The sequence below is a fragment of the Rhizobium ruizarguesonis genome (genome assembly GCF_017357285.1).
In the GTDB taxonomy this organism is placed as follows: Bacteria; Pseudomonadota; Alphaproteobacteria; order Rhizobiales; family Rhizobiaceae; genus Rhizobium; species Rhizobium ruizarguesonis.
The window spans coordinates 315,624-331,436 of the sequence record NZ_CP071678.1; the positions used below are offsets into that span (position 1 = coordinate 315,624).

Genomic DNA, 15,813 nt, shown 5'->3' on the forward strand with positions numbered 1-15,813 from the left:
AAGCTGGCGCGAGGCTCACATGATGATGTGTCGGGAGAGATCGTGCTCGTGGAACACGAGGTTGGGCAGGTAGCCGAGTGCTACGAAATACTCCCGGTCGCTATTGACGCTGACGAAGACGGCGGTGCTTTCCAACGGACTGTCGCTGAGTTTCACCGTCACCTTCACCTTTCCGTTGAGGCCGAGTTCGCGCAGCAGGCCTTCGAGAGCGGTGATTTCCGAGAAACCGCCGAGAAGCAGCGTATCGATGCCGATTGCCGAATTCACTTCGCTCACCAGCGTCTGGATGGCGACCATCAGGGGCAACCTTTCACGGAAACTGCGAATTTCCGGGTGGTTGAGCATCCCGCCCCACATGATGCGGGTATAGAGCTCATAGGCCTTGATGAAGTTCTTGCGCTCCGCCCAGAAGCGGAAGGCGACCGCCATGCGATTGAGCGTGAAGACCTTGCACATCTCGTCATACTTGAGACGCGTCTCGGGCGTGAGAGTCATCGCTCCGCGCTTGACGCCCATATAGAGGAAATATTCAAGCCCGCCGCGATAGCGGTCCCAGCTCGTCATGACGTCGTTGGTGCCTTCTTGCGGACGGTCGCGGGCGATCGCCGAATTGACGATGGAGCGGTAGAACGGCCGCTGCAGGAAGGAGACCGCGCCCTGATCGAGGAAATGCGCAAGGAACGGGAACGGGTAGAAGCAGAATTCTCTTGGAATCCAGGCCGACCGCAGGGCTGACGAGCGATAGATCGCGATTTCCGGAAAGATGTGGCCGTCGCAGATATACTGGAAGACGTCGCCGAAGCTTCCATGCGGAAACTTCCGATCCTCCTCGACATTGTAGAACTTCGTGATGTCGGTTTTGGCGACTTCGTCGTAGAGGAACCACGGCGCATGGGCGCAGGTCACCTCCTGATTGTTGTCGAGATATCTGATGGTGTCGGCCACCGCATCGGCAATCAGCATGTCATCGTCGGCGAGATAGATGAGGTATTCGCCCTTGCCGAGGCGCAGAGCGCTCGTGACGTTTGCCGCGGCGCCGGCATTGGTTTCACGCTTGTAGTAGCGGATCGGCTGGCCGCGGGCGATGAATTCCTCGACCACCTGCTGCGTGCCGTCCGTGGAGGCATTGTCGCAGATGACGATTTCGAAGGGAAAGGCGAACTTGTAGTCGTTCTCGCAGTAGGTCAGCGCGTTTCTGAGATTTGCTTCGCGGTTATAGGTCGGGACGCAGATGCTGAGTTTGATACCGCTCAAAGGCTTGTCTCCTAGCCGTAGCTGTCAAGCGCGGCGTCACGCTCGCTGATGATGCTCGGCGTGAACGGCCAGGCGATGGAAAAGGCGGGATCGTCCCAGCGGACGCCACGGGCAAGGTCCGGCACGTAGGTTTCCGACATTTGGTAAAAGAGTTCGCAATCATCCTCGAGCGTCAGGAAGCCGTGTGCGCATCCGGCAGGTATGTAGAAGGCGTTGTGCCTGATGGCATCGAGCTCGACGGAGGCCCATTTGAGATAGCTTGGCGAATCCGGTCTCAGATCGAGCGCCACGTCGAAGACCCTGCCGCGCGTGGCGCGCACCAGCTTGATCTCCGGCCGCGGTTGGGCCTGGTAGTGCATGCCGCGCAGCGTCCCACGCTTGTGGTTCTGCGAGACATTACACTGCGGGTAGACGGGCACGAGACCTTGCGCCGCAAAGGTCTGCGCGTCGAAGGTTCGTGCGAACATTCCCCGGTCGTCGGAGCGCGCGTCGACTTCCACGACAAAGGCGCCCGAAACCGCAGTGGGAAGGAATTTCATCCGAGCACCGTCAGTTCCGGCACGGCAACGGCGAAGCGTCCGCCCCAGGCGCCGACCCTGCTGTTGGCCGCAACGACCTCATTCTTGATGTTCCAGGGCAGGATGAGGACATAATCCGGCTGCGTCTCGTCCATCTTCTCCGGCGCGTAGATCGGCAGTCTGCTCCCCGGCAGGAAATGCCCCTGTTTGTGCGGATTGCGGTCGACGACGTATTCGATGAGATCGGTGCCGACGCCACAGAAATTCAGCAGCGTGTTGCCCTTGGCGGCAGCGCCATAGGCGGCGACCTTCTTGCCGCTGCGTTTGGCTTGCGCGAGGAAGGCGAGCAGCCCATCCTTGATCGGCGCCACGCGGCTCTGGAAGGCCTCGTAGGTCTCGACCTTGTCGAAGCCGGCGGCTGCCTCATCGGCGCGGACCTTGGCAAGGCCGCGGCCGGTTGCGTGAGCCGAGGATGTTGCACGGCAGGCAAGCACGCGGAGACTCCCGCCATGGGTCGGCAATTCTTCCACGTCAAAGATCTTGAGGCCGTGCGCCGCGAACACCTTTTCGACAGCCAGCAGCGACAGATAGTAAAAATGCTCGTGGTAGACAGTGTCGAACTGGATATTTTCCATCAGCCGCAGCAAATGCGGGAATTCGACGCTGACGACGCCGTCAGGCTTCAGCTCGGCCGAAAGCCCGCCGACGAAGTCATTAATGTCAGGCACGTGCGCTAGCACGTTGTTGCCGATGACAATGTCGGCGGCAAGGCCGCGGGAGACGAGATCGGCAGCGGTTTCCTTGCCAAAGAAGCGCGCTTCCGTGGGAACGCCGATCTGCCGTGCCACTTCCGCAACGTTCTCGGCCGGCTCGATGCCGAGCACCGGCACTCCGGCTTCGACGAAATGCTTGAGGAGGTAGCCGTCATTGCTCGCCACCTCGATCACCTGCGATGCCTCGCTGAGACCGAAGCGCTTCCGCGCCATGAGGGTAAACTGGCGGGCATGCTCTACCCAACCGTCGCTGTAGGAGGAGAAATAGGCATAGTGGCTGAAGATGTCTTCCGGCGGAACGAAGGCATCGGCCTGCACCAGCCAGCATTCAGAGCAGACGAAGGCGCGCAGCGGATAGGATGGCTCCGGTTTGTTGAGCTGCTCCTCTGTCAAATAGGCGTTGGCGAGCGGCGTCGAGCCCAGGTCGACGAAACGATGCTTCAGCGGGGCATCGCAAAACCGGCAATTGTGCGCTGTCATGATACTGCTTCCTCATATGCCGCGATCTGGCCGAGCGAGAAGGCGCGCATGTCTTCGCCCTCGCGATTGGCCTTGTACCAGGCGGCAGTCCAGTCGATGGTCTGTTGCAGGCTGAGGCGCGGGCGCCAGCCGATGGTGTCGAGCGCAAGCGCCGAGCTCAGCGTCAGCGCCGGCGCTTCCGGCAGATGTTCGCCGGGCGCCAGCCGCCAAACGTCTTCGACGCAGTGCGCGCGTCCGAGCGCTTCGGCGAGTTCGGAAACAGTGGCGAAGCTTTCGGGATGCGGACCGAAATTCAGTGCATCCGGCAGATCCCTGCCGCGCTGCTGCGTCAGCACCTCAGCGAAGCTCAGATAACCGCCAAGCGGCTCCAGCACGTGCTGCCAGGGGCGGATCGCCGCGGGATAGCGCAGCATGATCGGTTCGCCGCCTTCGAAAGCGCGGATGAAATCCGGGATCAGCCGGTCCTTCGACCAGTCGCCGCCGCCGATGACATTGCCGGCGCGGACCGTGGCGAGCCTGAGATCGCGCCCTTTGAAGAAACTGTCGCGGTAGCTCTGGCAGACGAGTTCGGTGCAGGCCTTGGAGTTGCTGTACGGATCCTTGCCGCCGAGCGTATCGGTCTCGACGAAGGGGATGCCGCTGCCGTTATTGGCGTAAACCTTGTCGGAGGTGATGACCAGCACGGTCTTGACGGAGGGCGTCTGCCTGACCGCGTCGAGAACATTTGCCGTTCCCATGACGTTGGTCGAAAAGGTCTCGGCCGGGTTCTCATAAGAACGCCGCACCAGAGCCTGCGCCGCCATATGGATGACGATCTCCGGTTGGAAACTTCTCGAGAGAGCGAAAAGCGCCTCGGCATTGCGGATATCGACGATGTGATGGCCGCGATCGTCCCAGGGAGCAAGCTTGCGATAGAGCGATGGTTCGGTCTCGGGCGCCAGCGACACAGCGGTAACCTCAGCGCCGAGCCGCTCCAGCCACAGGGAAAGCCACGATCCCTTGAAGCCGGTATGTCCGGTCAGGAAAACCCGCCGCCCGTTCCAGAAGTCCGTCAGGCCCATAGTTTCCACGGCGCCTTCCCGGAATTCCAGAGCTCTTCTAGGTGGTTGCGCTCGCGAAGCGTATCCATCGGCTGCCAGAAACCGTCATGCTTGAAGGCGGCGAGCTGGTTGTTGGCGGCGAGCCACTCCAGCGGCCCGGCTTCCCAGATCGTGTCGTCGCTGGGAATGAGATCGACCACCGACGGGTCGAGCACGAAGAAGCCGCCATTGATGCGCTGGCCGTCGCCCCTCGGCTTCTCGATGAAGGAGGTGATGTACTGTCCCTCGATATTCGTGGCGCCGTAACGTCCGGGCGGGGTGACCGCGCACATCGTCGCCTTGAGGCCATGGCTGCGATGGAAGGCGACTTCGGCGGCGATATCGATGTCGCCGACGCCGTCGCCATAGGTCACGCAGAAAGGTTCGCCGGGTGTCAGATGATCGCGAATGCGCGCAATACGCCCGCCGGTCATCGAATACATGCCGGTATCGACCACAGTCACGCGCCAGTTCGGTCGTTTGCCGCCGTGATAGTTGATGCTGTTGGAGGCGAGGTCGACGGTGATATCGTTGTGGTGCAGAACAAGGTTTACGAAATACTCCTTGATCATATAACCCTTGTAGCCGGCGCAGATGATGAAATCATTGAGCCCGTGATGGGCGTAGATGCTCATGATGTGCCAGAGGATCGGCATGCCGCCGACTTCGACCAGTGGCTTGGGGCGGATACTGGTTTCCTCGGCAAGGCGCGAGCCAAGGCCACCGGCAAGAATTACGACTTTCATCCCAAGCGAACTCCAGAGTGTCTCGTCAAGCTCCGGCAGACCACCCTCAGAGCCGTCCGGGCTCTCGACAGGCGGAACGGCCGTATGTTCATCCTTGCCCCGGTATCCGATTTCGTTCTTGTGCGAGGCTTGCGGTGGTGTGGGAACCGACAGCCGCGCGTTTCGCAGGCCATGCGTTGAGCAATGGAACAACTTGCCGTTCGGGACATCCCGTTTGGCCGAAGGCACGTCCTTCCCCCAGTTTTACGAGGAGCGCCAAGCGGGCGCAATTGATCCGACCAGACGCGGCCGATCCTGATAGGAAAGCGTCAGATAGCCGGCCGATTGCCCCCGGGCAAAGGCCCGGCGCGTCGGCCCGAAGAAAAAAATCCCACTTCGGAATCCCGAAATTCCCCCGCTTCGGGATTCCGAAATTCGACGCCTTTCGCGGGCTGTCGTCATGGAGGAATATTCAATGATTTCAATCCCGCAACCAATTTCGGGATTCCGAAGTGCTATATAGATTTGCTATATAGATTATGGTGGGAGTTCCCTGCCGCCACACCTTGGCCGGATGGTTGCGGTTAAGCCTCCAGACTAAGCTGGAGTGGAGTGTCGTCTGCCTCGGCGACCTTAGGCTTACGTTTTGTTGCCGCCCGGCGTGGTGGTTTGGTGGTCTTCTGCAGAGTGTCGGAGCCGAGCTCGTCTGACTCGCCGCTGGGCAGCAGCGGGTAAGCAGCAAGCACCGCGCCGGCAGAAGCTACCTCAATGACCGGCTTGGGGGGAGGCATTTCAACGGCCGGTTCGGCAGCTGACACCTCGCGCGCCTTTGGTGGCTGGGGGTTGCCGGCTGCGGACGTGGCGTATCGGATCATCGCAAGACTCCATTATGTTCGCTATATGTTCACATTTTGGAGTGAGGGAGTCAATGGAGGCCAGCTATCAAGAGCGGGGACGATCCTGGATCCACAATTCAGCCAGCGCGGCTATTCCGCCCAGATGCCACCCTGAGGAGACAACTGTTTCGTGAGGAGATCACGTTTGGGGTTGAGCGGCCGAGCATCTATGGCAGCCTTCGACAAGGCGCGCTGTGACGCCGTTGGCCAACTGGAATTGATGTCGCTCGGCCGATCTAGGCCCATGCTGCTCGATGGCGGCATTGGATAAAGAAATCTTACGCGCTTATCGTCCTCGGTCGCGAAAGAGCCTTGCCTGCCTTTTGCCCCTGCAGCTCGATGAAGTTGTAGCCGAGCCATGCCAAAGCATAGACGATCGGAATCGTAATAAACAGCGTCACCGCCCAGCGGGAAGGGTCGGTCATCGGATAATTCTGGATCAATGTGGCTATGACTGGCAGCATGACCAGAAGGTGAATCAGATAGGCGCCAAACGAAAGCTCCCCCAAGTGATGGCAGAATCTGTTGCCCAAGAACGCGCCGACTGGGCGCGCAACGTCCGCCACCACTCTGGGCAGCCTATCAACATGCACCAGTCCAAAGAACAAGGCGACGAGACAAACACGAACGGCTTGATGGAGCACGGTCATAGCGCCACCAATCGGAATCAGGACCAACAGCGTCGCAATGACAAATGCCAGATAGGCCCGCCCGTTCGGTTTCATCCATAAAGCGCCTGCCAGCAGCATTCCTGCAGCGAAAACGTGCATTTTCATCGGCAAGAATGTTGGCATTGGAAACCGCACACCAAGTCGATGAACGGCGAGTGCTGTTAAGACACTCAAGATTACGATGATGACGATGCCTTTCAGCCACCCAATCCGACCAATGATGATCATCAAGAACGGGAGAGCAACATAAAATTGCATCTCCAACCCGATGCTCCAGTCCGGCAAGGCAGTGCGATACGCGTACTGGGGGATCAGGCCGAATATAAATGTCAGGTGCGTTAGGTAGTTGGCGATGCTGCCGTCCACATAGCGCGTTGCTGCTTGCGGTGGTTTGCCGTTGAAGGCGTCAATAATCATCCGAGCATCGTAGAGGTAGGGACCCAGGGCGAGGGCGACCACCAGCAGAACGTAGTATAAGGGAGCGATGCGGCAGAATCGCCTTGTCCAAAAAAATCGCCAGGTATCGGTCGATTCCCATGGCTCTCTATCTCTGCGCAGTTGATAGTGAAACACCATCAGGAAGCCAGATAGCATTATAAAAAGGTCTACGCCGAGATCTGGATCGCCAATAACTGGTACCTCGAAACCGGTCAAAAGGTGTGCATGTCCGATCAAGACCCAAAGGGCCGCAATGCCGCGCATTCCATCCAAGCAGCCAATTCGGCCACCGCCTGCGACGTTACCCATGGCATTCTCCCGTTAAACATGTAGTCTTTGTGCATACCAACGGCTGGATATGCAAGCGCAGGCGACGGCCTTCAAAATTTTTTAGTCGATCCGATTTTGCCGTTGAGGCAACGTAATATTGATCGACGTTGGAGAGACCACATGCTGAGGGCAAAAGTGGCCCCAGACCACGCTTTATACGCGCAAGGCTACTCATATAAATTGGTGGCAGGGCGCATTCACAAAATTGATGCCGGAACGAAAATTATCCATGCGCACGGCAAAATTGGACCATTTCCGCCTGCCTTCGAGAGCTTCAAGGGGATACTGCGCTGGCTCAAAGGTGTCCTGCGTCCGTAGCAGCGGCGGCGCGGCTTGGCAGTGCGAAGTGAAATCCGGATGCTCTCGAACTGCGTGCGACCTTGAGTCCATGGTGTCGTTGGCGAACGGAATGACCAAGGTGCGACCCACCAAACGCTCTGATGTCCGTTGTCAATGCTTTAGGCGCGAGGAACCGACCGCCCAAACGAACGGCTGTTCATGATGATGATCGCGTATGGGTGGAGGCGGAACTCAAGGACGTCGGTGATCAAGCTCTGATGCGCGGATTGGCTACCGCATTCCCGATAGTGCGTCCGGGGCTGCTCCGATCTTACTGCGGGCGTCGGTCAAATGCCGGCCACAAAGCGTCTGACGGGTGTTCCCCTGCCGTTGTTCCGCCCCCGCCCATGCGCGAGGTGCAAGTTCGATGTGGCGATCTATGATCTGATCGCCTGCGCCTCCCTTGCAACAGCCCACATGAAGCCGGTCAGCTCACGGGCAATGGCGGTACAAACCACCGTCGTTCGCTTTCCGCGTCCGGTCAACATTCGATAACGAGCCGTCAACCGGTTCTGAGCCTTCCATGCTATCTCCCGCACTTTCGGCGGCGCTTGCTCCAGACGGTACAGCTTCCTCGCGCCGACCTTTGGCGGATGGCGATAAGTCCAGGCGCTCTCGACCAACATGTGCCGAACCCGGCCGTTGCCAGCCTTGGTAATCGCACCTCGTCGAACCGTTTCACCCGTTGATCGCTCGCCAGGTACCAGGCCGAGATAGCCCATCAGTTGGCGCGGGCTTTCAAATCGGCTCACGTCGCCGACCTCCGTGGCAAAGGTGACGGCCACGATCAGATCGACCCCTCTTAGCGTCTGTAGAGATCGGACGACCGGCGCAAGAGACCAGTTCGGTACGAATTCCTCGATGACCTTCTCCAGTCGTTCGACGCGCTCCTTCGAGACGCGCACCGCCTCGACCATTTCCTGCAAAGCGATCTGATGCGCGGGGTGATCGAATTGTTGCTCCTGCAGCCAGCACAGATATCGCATCGTCCAGCCCTTCTTGCGTGGATAGATGCGACCATGCTTGAGCATGAAGGCGCTGATCTGTTGTCGGTGAACCCGCAACGTCTCGACTGCTGCAGCCCGGGCGCGAACGAGGTCTCGCATCGCCTCATGACCCTCATCGGGAACCCACACCGCTGTGAGCTCGCCGGCCCTCAATAGCCGGGCGAGCGCGAGTGCATCTCGACGGTTTGTCTTCACCCTGTCGCCTGGCTTCCTTGGAATCAATGACGGAGCGACAACCATGCATTCATGGCCAAGGGATTGGATCAGCCGATGCAGGCCGTAACCGGTTGGGCCAGCTTCGTAGCAGAAATGTACACGATCAAACTTCGCGGCTATTCGCTGGATAATGCGGCGCATGCTGGCATAGGATGCATCAACCTCGCCGAAATAGCGGACCTCTCCTTCCCGGCCAGATTCGGCAACAGCAATTGCATTCTTCAGCTTGGCGACATCGATTCCGACAAAAGCTTCTCTATAATCTGCCACGGCTCGTCCTCCTGTGATGAGGATCGGCTCGGCCTGTCCGAGCAACCCTCGGAAAACCAGTGTAGGGCGAGCCACCTCAGGCGCGAAGACGGACATACGGCCTTACGCAGATCGGCGGGAATACGCTTTACGAAGTGAGGAATTGGAGAGCCCTTAGGCGAACAAGCCTTTGAGCGCATCGTGACTGGCCTTTGTTGCAAGGCACCTGCGCAACTTTAGTTGGAAAGGCTTAACTCCTTGATCTTGGTAGCGATCAAGAATGGAATGGTGCCCAGAAGAGGACTCGAACCTCCACACCCTTTCGGGTACCAGCACCTGAAGCTGGCGCGTCTACCAATTCCGCCATCTGGGCGACGGAGAGCGATGTAAGGGGGTGGCCCCTGACTGTCAACTGGGTTTTTGAAGTTTTTCTGACAGTTGGCGAAAAAGCAGCCGATCACATGCAAGGGAGCGCCGAAGGGTCGGCATAGCGCTCCGGTTGGCACGCCCTATATAGAGAAAATATCGAAAGGAATGCATCATGCTTGCTCCCCGCACGCTTCTGCTCGCTGGCCTTCTCGCCATTCTCACGCCCGCCATCGCCGGGGCCGATTCGCTGAAGCTGGGCAAGCCGGGGGTCGGGCCGCTCAATACGGGATCGACGCTCTGCGATTTTCGCGGCTGCTTCGGGTTCGGGCCGCAGCAATGGCATCGTCCCGCCTATGTCCAGCCGAACTACCGTCCGCGCGGCGCGGGGCCAACCTATTACCGGCCGGGCGCTGCCGGGCCGCCGCAGCTGACCTATGATCCGCCGCCGGTGCAAAGGGTGCAGCCGAAGGCGCGCGACATGAACAGCCATGCCGCCTGGTGCAGCAACGAGTACCGCTCCTACAATCCGAGGACGGATCGTTTCCTCACCTATGAGGGCATCTACAAGACCTGCCGCTCGCCCTATCGCTGATCGTCGTGATCAGCTTTCGAGCGAGGCGCGGTCGACGTGGCCGAGATCGCGGCCGGGCTCGACGATGTCGCGGACCCGCTGTTTCAGCTCCCTCGGTCCGGGAAAACCGCCGTCGCGCTTGCGCTCCCAGATCAGATCGCCATTGACGCGGATCTCGAAATTGCCGCCGGTGGCGGGGATCAGCGCCACTTCGCCGAGGCTGTCGGAAAAAGTATGCAGCAGCTCCTGCGCCATCCAGCTGGCGCGCAGCAGCCAGTTGCACTGGGTACAGTAGAGGATCGTGACGCGGGCTTTTTCGGTCATGGCGATGTCCTTTCGTTTGTCGAGATTTAAGCCCTGTGGCGCGTGCGCGCAATCGCCCTCGCAGAGCATGATGCCGAAAAGTGTGAGCGGTTTTCGGGCGACATCATGCTCTAACTATTTAATTAAGAACAGGATTCAGATTTTGGGCCGAACCGGCCTAAAGCCTCAATCCTGTTCTGGCGTCTTGCGCACGGTCTTCCGGCATGGTCTTTTCCGATGGTCGGCCATACCAGGAAGAACCCATGCGCGTCGCAGTCATCGAAAACATGCGGAATACCGGCCTCGGCGCGCTTGCCGCCGCGCTCGACGAGGCCGGCGCGGAGATCGAGTGGTTCCGGGTGTGGCAGGACGGCATCCTGCCGAAAGATATATCCGGCCATGACGCGCTGGTCGTTCTCGGCGGCGAGCAGAGCGCGCTGGATGACGAAACCCACCCCTACTTGCCGGAGCTCGTCCGGCTCACGCGCCGCTTCGGCGATGCCGGCAAGGCCGTGCTCGGCATCTGCCTCGGCAGCCAGATCCTCGCCCGCGCCTATGGCGCCGACAATCACTTAGGGATCGCTCGGGAATTCGGCTGGCACGGGATCGGCGTCACCGCCGAGGGCCGGGCCGATCCGCTGCTGTCGGCGCTTGGCGGCGAGTTCACCATCTTCGAATGGCATGCCGATACGTTTTCGCTGCCCGAAGGCGCGGTGCGCCTCGCCTCGAGCCTTGTCGCCGAAAACCAGGCCTTCCGCATCGGCCGCGCCGTCTATGGCACCCAGTTCCATTTCGAGGCCAATTCAGCGGTCGTCGCGCAATGGAAAGCCGAATTCCCCGATACGATTGCGCGCATCGCGCCGGGCTGGCTGGAGAACCATGCCGAGCTGGCGGCAAGGCATGCCGGAGCCGCCGATGCTGCAGGCCTTGCCATCGCGCGTGCCTGGGTCAGCCTGATCGAGAGGCAAGAGGTCGAAATGCTGTCGCAGGCCTCGGCGTGAGAGGCGGTGCGATGCCGGCCAGCGAACGCGAAAAGATGGCGGCAGGCGAATGGTATTGCTGCCTCGATGATGAACTCGATCTCTTGCGCCAGCAGGCGCGCGTAGCCGTCCATGCGCACAATACGCTGCCGCCGGATGAGCGCGGCGCGATGGCGCCAGCCCTGAAGGCGCTCTTTGCTCAGGCTGCGCCTAATGTCTTCATCGAGGCGCCGTTTCACTGCTCCTACGGCATCAATATCACTCTCGGCGAACGCGTCTATTTCAATGCAGGCTGCACCATCCTCGATTCCGGCCGGGTGATGATCGGCGACCGCAGCATGTTCGGCCCCGGCGTGCAGATCTATTGCGCCGAGCATCACAAGGAGCCGGTACTGCGCAGCAAGGGCATCGAGATCGCCAGGCCAGTCACCATCGGCAGTGACGTCTGGATCGGCGGCAGCGCCATCATCCTCGGCGGCCTCACGATCGGCGACGGTGCGATCGTCGGCGCCGGTGCGGTGGTGACCAGGGATGTGCCGGCCGGCGCAACCGTGGTCGGCAATCCAGCCCGCATCCGCTAGAGCAATTCCAGCAAAAGTGCGTAGCGGTTTTGCGTCCGGAATTGCGTGAAAACAAAGAGATAGAGCATTTCCGTGATTCGGAGAAAAAGGGAAATGCTCTAACGCCGGCAAGGCCGCCCATTCCGCGATGACCTCGACAGCGGCGAAAGCTCCGCTAGATCAGAAAGCAAAACGGGAGGACATCATGAGCGAGCGAACCTTACCCATGGAAGGCGGCTGCCGTTGCGGCCGGGTGCGATTGAAGATCAGCGCCCCGCCGCTGCTCACCATGGCCTGCCATTGCACGGGGTGCCAGAAGATGACATCGAGCGCCTATTCGCTGAGTGCGGCTATCCCCAGCGAAGGCTTCGAGGTGACGCAGGGCGAGCCGGTCATCGGCGGCCTGCATGGTGCCACGAAGCATTATTTCTGCCCGCATTGCATGAGCTGGATGTTCACCCGGCCGGAAGGCATGGACTGGTTCGTCAATCTGCGCGTGACCATGCTCGACGATCCGAGCTGGTTCACGCCCTTCATCGAGACCTGGACGAGCGAGAAGCTGTCCTTCGCCGAGACCGGCGCGGTGTACAGCTACGAGGCGCTGCCCGAGATGGAGGCCTATGAGGGGCTGGTGAAGGAGTATATGGGCAGCGGATGAGGCTCAGAAGCCCTGGAAGAGAAAGTCGACGGCAGCGATAATGCGATCGCTGTCGGCGGTAAGATCCGCCACCACTTTTCCAATTTCCGCGGTCGGGACCGATGCCATGCGCTGGGTAGCCATGACATAGGTTTCACTCTCAATAGGAAAGCGTGGGTTCAGTCGCGAGATCGACCAGCTCAGTTCCTGTACCGGATGCAACGGAACCATGACGCGCGATGGCAGATCGTCAAGCAGATTGGCCTGAAGATCGATGGCCAGGAGATTTCCGCTTTTGAGGTGATAGACGTGAAAGCGTGCCACCAGAGCATTCCAGGAAAAGTGCGAAGCGGTTTTCCGTCAGGAATTGCGTAAAAGCAAAACTTAGAGCGGTTCTACGCTTCCGTGAACGTTGAACCGCTCTAAAACTGACGGTATTTGGCGAAGGGCAAGCCGTGCTTTTCAACATATTCGTTTTCCAGACGGATAGCCTCGGCGTTCTCGATACGCCAAAGCCGCTCGCGCTCCGCCTTTATGGCCTTTGCAATGCCATCTTCCGCCGCCCGGGAAATGTTGATCTGGAGCTCGCGCGCCTGGGAGACGAGACCTTCGTCAAGAGACAGGTTCGCTGCTTTTCTTGGCTGCTGAGCCATAACGATCTCCTCAACTTTATGCGCACATTGTATGCGCATAAGATGGCGTTGAGAAGCGTTATTCGTCGCCCATCTTCAATGCCGCGATGAAGGCTTCCTGGGGAATCTCCACCTTGCCGAACTGGCGCATGCGCTTCTTGCCGGCCTTCTGCTTGTCGAGCAGCTTGCGCTTGCGGGTGGCGTCGCCGCCGTAGCATTTTGCGGTCACGTCCTTGCGCAGCGCCGAGATCGTCTCGCGGGCAATGACGTTGCCGCCGATCGCGGCCTGGATCGGGATCTTGAACATGTGCTTCGGGATCAGCTCCTTGAGCTTCTCGCACATGTCGCGGCCGCGCTTTTCGGCAGCCGTCCGGTGCACCATCATCGACAGCGCGTCGACCGGCTCGCCGTTGACGAGGATCGACATCTTCACCAGGTTGCCCTCACGGTGGTCGGTCAGCGTATAGTCGAAGGAGGCATAACCCTTCGAGATCGACTTCAGCCGGTCGTAGAAATCGAACACGACTTCGTTGAGCGGCAGGTCGTAGGTCAGCATCGCGCGCGTGCCGACATAGGTGAGCTCGATCTGGATGCCGCGCCGGTCCTGGCAGAGCTTCAGGATGCTGCCGAGATAATCGTCGGGCGTCAGGATCGTCGCGCGGATCCACGGTTCATGGATTTCCGAGATCTTGACGACATCGGGCATGTCGGCCGGGTTGTGCAGCTCGCGCTCCGTGCCGTCGGTCATGTACATCTTGTAGACGACCGACGGTGCGGTGGCGATGAGGTCGAGGTCGAACTCGCGCTCCAGCCGTTCCTGGATGATTTCGAGATGCAGCAGGCCGAGGAAGCCGCAGCGGAAACCGAAACCGAGGGCCGCCGACGATTCCATCTCGAAGGAGAAGGAGGCGTCGTTGAGGCGAAGCTTGCCCATGGCGGCGCGCAGATCCTCGAAATCGGCGGCATCGACCGGGAAGAGGCCGCAGAACACCACCGGCTGCGCCGGCTTGAAGCCCGGCAGCGCCTGGGCCGTCGGCCGCTTGTCTTCGGTGATCGTATCGCCGACGCGGGTATCGGCCACTTCCTTGATCGAGGCGGTGATGAAGCCGATCTCGCCGGGGCCGAGGCGGTCGATATTGACCATCTTCGGCGTCAGCACGCCGACACGCTCCACCTGGTATTTCGCATCGGTGCCCATCATCCGCACCGTCTGGCCCTTGGTCAGCACGCCGTCGATGACGCGGACCAGAACCATGACGCCGAGATAGGCGTCGTACCAGCTGTCGACGAGCAGCGCCTTCAGCGGCGCCTTTTCGCCGCCGGGGCTCTTCGGCGCCGGCAGCTTGTGGACGATCGCTTCCAGCACATCGGGAATGCCGAGGCCGGTCTTTGCCGAAATCAGCACCGCTTCCGAAGCGTCGATGCCGATCACTTCCTCGATCTGTTCCTTGATGCGGTCGGGTTCGGCGGCCGGCAGGTCGATCTTGTTGAGGACGGTGACGATCTCGTGATTATTGTCGATCGCCTGATAGACGTTGGCGAGCGTCTGCGCTTCGACGCCCTGGCTGGCGTCGACGACGAGCAGCGAGCCCTCACAGGCCGACAGCGACCGTGAGACTTCATAGGCGAAGTCGACGTGGCCGGGCGTGTCGATCAGGTTGAGAATGTATTTCTCGCCGTTGTTCGCCTGGTAATGCAGGCGCACGGTCTGGGCCTTGATGGTGATGCCGCGCTCGCGCTCGATATCCATATTGTCGAGCACCTGCTCGGACATTTCGCGCTCGGCAAGGCCGCCCGTCGTCTGGATCAGGCGGTCGGCCAGCGTCGATTTGCCGTGGTCGATATGGGCCACGATCGAAAAGTTGCGGATATGGGACAGCGGAGTGGTGGAATTGGTGCTCATGCGCGCCATATAGCAGCGCCGCCCCCTGCCGCAAAGCGGTAATTATCCCGCTGTTTACGCTATTTCGTCCTGTGTCGGTCGCCTATCAGACCGGCCACGTCTCCAGCCGCCAGGCGGAATCCCAGAACATCCATTCATATTGCGAGGCGCGCACGAAGACATCGGTCATCTGCGCCCGTTCCACCGGCGATGCGGTGCGCGCGGCGATGTCGGTCAGCGCGATCACCTCACGGGCACCGGCGGCAAATTGCGGATCGCCATAGGTGTTGATCCAGGCCTGGAAGGCATTGCCCTCGATAACAGGCCGGTTCTTGATCGCTTCGCCGACGTGCCAGTAAATCCAGAAGCAGGGAAGGATGGAGGACAGCGCCACCGCGTAGGAACTGTGATAGGCGGTGGCAAGCAGGAAGTTCGTATAGGCAAAGCCGGCAGGCGAGGGTTCGGCTGATGTGACGTCCGCAGACGTGATGCCGAACTGGGTGAGGAAGCCGGCATGCAGGCCCTGCTCGACGGTGATCGCCTTCTGCGCCGAACCGAGGAAACGCAGGACCTGCGCATTGTCGGGCGCCTTGGCCGCGACGATCGCAAGGCATCGCGCATAATGCTTCAGGTAGAGCGCATCCTGCAGGATGTAGTGCCGGAACACCTCGGACGGCAGCGTGCCGTCCGAAAGGCGCTGCAGCAGCGGCAAGACCTCGATTTCGGCCATGATCGGAGCGATCCTGTCCCAGGCGGCAGCCGTGAAGCTTCCCGTCGTGTCCGTGCTCTGCGTGCTGGCGTCCATCACTCTCTCCTCGGATTACGCCGCCATATATGGACGGCGCAGCGGCGAAAGCAAGGCGCGTTTGGCCGCTTTTCGTAGGCACTTGATTCCATCATCAGA

General features: G+C 60.2%; 18 protein-coding genes and 1 tRNA gene. 5 read left to right on the forward strand and 14 right to left on the reverse strand.

The features are described from left to right. Positions 1–15 precede the first annotated feature (15 nt). From J3P73_RS01475 to J3P73_RS01500, 7 genes are all read right to left on the reverse strand, one after another. Positions 16–1,254, reverse strand: a complete 1,239-nt coding sequence (locus J3P73_RS01475) for a glycosyltransferase family 2 protein (protein ID WP_130689827.1) — start codon at positions 1,252–1,254, stop codon at positions 16–18. Positions 1,255–1,265: 11 nt separating this feature from the next. Further along, positions 1,266–1,793 carry a dTDP-4-dehydrorhamnose 3,5-epimerase gene (gene rfbC, locus J3P73_RS01480; RefSeq protein ID WP_130687036.1) on the reverse strand — a complete coding sequence of 176 codons (528 nt, stop codon included), beginning with the start codon at positions 1,791–1,793 and terminating at the stop codon, positions 1,266–1,268. Further along, entirely contained in the window at positions 1,790–3,025 is a 1,236-nt protein-coding gene (locus J3P73_RS01485; protein WP_130772117.1) for a class I SAM-dependent methyltransferase, read from the reverse strand. Before J3P73_RS01485 ends, rfbC begins: the two co-directional genes overlap by 4 nt. Beyond that, entirely contained in the window at positions 3,022–4,086 is a 1,065-nt protein-coding gene (gene rfbG / locus J3P73_RS01490) for a CDP-glucose 4,6-dehydratase (protein WP_130814767.1), read from the reverse strand. Before rfbG ends, J3P73_RS01485 begins: the two co-directional genes overlap by 4 nt. After that, positions 4,077–4,850 carry a glucose-1-phosphate cytidylyltransferase gene (gene rfbF / locus J3P73_RS01495; protein WP_026170764.1) on the reverse strand — a complete coding sequence of 258 codons (774 nt, stop codon included), beginning with the start codon at positions 4,848–4,850 and terminating at the stop codon, positions 4,077–4,079. The genes rfbG and rfbF overlap by 10 nt, the downstream gene beginning before the upstream one ends. A 563-nt stretch (positions 4,851–5,413) precedes the next feature. After that, complete coding sequence (locus J3P73_RS38120) at positions 5,414–5,704, reverse strand: hypothetical protein (protein WP_018070286.1); 291 nt, start codon at positions 5,702–5,704, stop codon at positions 5,414–5,416. 299 nt (positions 5,705–6,003) lie between these two features. Continuing rightward, positions 6,004–7,143, reverse strand: coding sequence for an acyltransferase family protein (locus J3P73_RS01500; RefSeq protein WP_130687038.1), 1,140 nt, complete (start codon positions 7,141–7,143; stop codon positions 6,004–6,006). A gap of 141 nt (positions 7,144–7,284) precedes the next feature. On the opposite strand from J3P73_RS01500, the gene J3P73_RS01505 reads away from it, so the two are divergent. After that, on the forward strand, positions 7,285–7,482 hold the full coding sequence (locus tag J3P73_RS01505) for a hypothetical protein (RefSeq protein WP_130687039.1): 198 nt from the start codon (positions 7,285–7,287) through the stop codon (positions 7,480–7,482). Positions 7,483–7,880: 398 nt separating this feature from the next. Here the strand turns inward: J3P73_RS01505 and J3P73_RS01510 are convergent, their stop codons facing one another. Both J3P73_RS01510 and J3P73_RS01515 read right to left on the reverse strand, forming a co-directional pair. Continuing rightward, the gene (locus J3P73_RS01510) at positions 7,881–8,996 is read right to left on the reverse strand and encodes an IS110 family RNA-guided transposase (RefSeq protein ID WP_130772323.1); all 1,116 of its coding nucleotides are present in this window, start codon (positions 8,994–8,996) and stop codon (positions 7,881–7,883) included. 265 nt (positions 8,997–9,261) lie between these two features. Continuing rightward, positions 9,262–9,348 (reverse strand) — tRNA-Leu (locus J3P73_RS01515). 168 nt (positions 9,349–9,516) lie between these two features. Here J3P73_RS01515 and J3P73_RS01520 point away from each other — a divergent pair. Further along, entirely contained in the window at positions 9,517–9,936 is a 420-nt protein-coding gene (locus tag J3P73_RS01520; RefSeq protein ID WP_064653391.1) for a BA14K family protein, read from the forward strand. 9 nt (positions 9,937–9,945) lie between these two features. On the opposite strand, the gene J3P73_RS01525 is transcribed toward J3P73_RS01520, so the two are convergent. Beyond that, positions 9,946–10,239, reverse strand: a complete 294-nt coding sequence (locus tag J3P73_RS01525) for an Rdx family protein (protein ID WP_017966569.1) — start codon at positions 10,237–10,239, stop codon at positions 9,946–9,948. Between the two features lie 203 nt (positions 10,240–10,442). Between J3P73_RS01525 and J3P73_RS01530 the strand changes: the two genes are divergently transcribed. From J3P73_RS01530 to J3P73_RS01540, 3 genes are all read left to right on the forward strand, one after another. Continuing rightward, on the forward strand, positions 10,443–11,219 hold the full coding sequence (locus tag J3P73_RS01530) for a type 1 glutamine amidotransferase (protein WP_197728884.1): 777 nt from the start codon (positions 10,443–10,445) through the stop codon (positions 11,217–11,219). Positions 11,220–11,230: 11 nt separating this feature from the next. Next, entirely contained in the window at positions 11,231–11,779 is a 549-nt protein-coding gene (locus tag J3P73_RS01535) for a sugar O-acetyltransferase (RefSeq protein ID WP_130687040.1), read from the forward strand. A 184-nt stretch (positions 11,780–11,963) separates the two neighbouring features. Next, positions 11,964–12,416: a GFA family protein gene (locus tag J3P73_RS01540; protein ID WP_018070281.1), complete on the forward strand. Its 453-nt coding sequence runs from the start codon at positions 11,964–11,966 to the stop codon at positions 12,414–12,416. Between the two features lie 3 nt (positions 12,417–12,419). Here J3P73_RS01540 and J3P73_RS01545 read toward each other — a convergent pair whose 3' ends face one another. The 4 genes from J3P73_RS01545 to tenA all read right to left on the reverse strand — a co-directional run bounded on the left by J3P73_RS01545 (position 12,420) and on the right by tenA (position 15,714). Beyond that, positions 12,420–12,719: a CcdB family protein gene (locus J3P73_RS01545; protein WP_018070280.1), complete on the reverse strand. Its 300-nt coding sequence runs from the start codon at positions 12,717–12,719 to the stop codon at positions 12,420–12,422. A 98-nt stretch (positions 12,720–12,817) separates the two neighbouring features. Next, the gene (locus J3P73_RS01550) at positions 12,818–13,048 is read right to left on the reverse strand and encodes a type II toxin-antitoxin system CcdA family antitoxin (protein WP_003544591.1); all 231 of its coding nucleotides are present in this window, start codon (positions 13,046–13,048) and stop codon (positions 12,818–12,820) included. A 58-nt stretch (positions 13,049–13,106) separates the two neighbouring features. After that, positions 13,107–14,939, reverse strand: a complete 1,833-nt coding sequence (gene lepA / locus J3P73_RS01555) for a translation elongation factor 4 (protein ID WP_017962846.1) — start codon at positions 14,937–14,939, stop codon at positions 13,107–13,109. Positions 14,940–15,015: 76 nt separating this feature from the next. Then, on the reverse strand, positions 15,016–15,714 hold the full coding sequence (gene tenA / locus J3P73_RS01560) for a thiaminase II (protein ID WP_024323486.1): 699 nt from the start codon (positions 15,712–15,714) through the stop codon (positions 15,016–15,018). Between the last annotated feature and the right edge of the window lie 99 nt (positions 15,715–15,813).

What these genes read in the sequence shown, in the direction of transcription:
- J3P73_RS01530 (WP_197728884.1), top strand. Translation starts at nt 10,443, where the DNA reads ATGGTCTTTTCCGATGGTCGGCCATACCAGGAAGAACCCATGCGCGTC.
- J3P73_RS01535 (WP_130687040.1), top strand. Translation starts at nt 11,231, where the DNA reads ATGCCGGCCAGCGAACGCGAAAAGATGGCGGCAGGCGAATGGTATTGC.
- J3P73_RS38120 (WP_018070286.1), bottom strand. Translation starts at nt 5,704, where the DNA reads ATGATCCGATACGCCACGTCCGCAGCCGGCAACCCCCAGCCACCAAAG.
- J3P73_RS01525 (WP_017966569.1), bottom strand. Translation starts at nt 10,239, where the DNA reads ATGACCGAAAAAGCCCGCGTCACGATCCTCTACTGTACCCAGTGCAAC.
- J3P73_RS01550 (WP_003544591.1), bottom strand. Translation starts at nt 13,048, where the DNA reads ATGGCTCAGCAGCCAAGAAAAGCAGCGAACCTGTCTCTTGACGAAGGT.
- J3P73_RS01505 (WP_130687039.1), top strand. Translation starts at nt 7,285, where the DNA reads ATGCTGAGGGCAAAAGTGGCCCCAGACCACGCTTTATACGCGCAAGGC.
- rfbF (WP_026170764.1), bottom strand. Translation starts at nt 4,850, where the DNA reads ATGAAAGTCGTAATTCTTGCCGGTGGCCTTGGCTCGCGCCTTGCCGAG.
- rfbC (WP_130687036.1), bottom strand. Translation starts at nt 1,793, where the DNA reads ATGAAATTCCTTCCCACTGCGGTTTCGGGCGCCTTTGTCGTGGAAGTC.
- lepA (WP_017962846.1), bottom strand. Translation starts at nt 14,939, where the DNA reads ATGGCGCGCATGAGCACCAATTCCACCACTCCGCTGTCCCATATCCGC.
- J3P73_RS01540 (WP_018070281.1), top strand. Translation starts at nt 11,964, where the DNA reads ATGAGCGAGCGAACCTTACCCATGGAAGGCGGCTGCCGTTGCGGCCGG.
- J3P73_RS01485 (WP_130772117.1), bottom strand. Translation starts at nt 3,025, where the DNA reads ATGACAGCGCACAATTGCCGGTTTTGCGATGCCCCGCTGAAGCATCGT.
- J3P73_RS01500 (WP_130687038.1), bottom strand. Translation starts at nt 7,143, where the DNA reads ATGGGTAACGTCGCAGGCGGTGGCCGAATTGGCTGCTTGGATGGAATG.
- J3P73_RS01520 (WP_064653391.1), top strand. Translation starts at nt 9,517, where the DNA reads ATGCTTGCTCCCCGCACGCTTCTGCTCGCTGGCCTTCTCGCCATTCTC.
- rfbG (WP_130814767.1), bottom strand. Translation starts at nt 4,086, where the DNA reads ATGGGCCTGACGGACTTCTGGAACGGGCGGCGGGTTTTCCTGACCGGA.
- tenA (WP_024323486.1), bottom strand. Translation starts at nt 15,714, where the DNA reads ATGGACGCCAGCACGCAGAGCACGGACACGACGGGAAGCTTCACGGCT.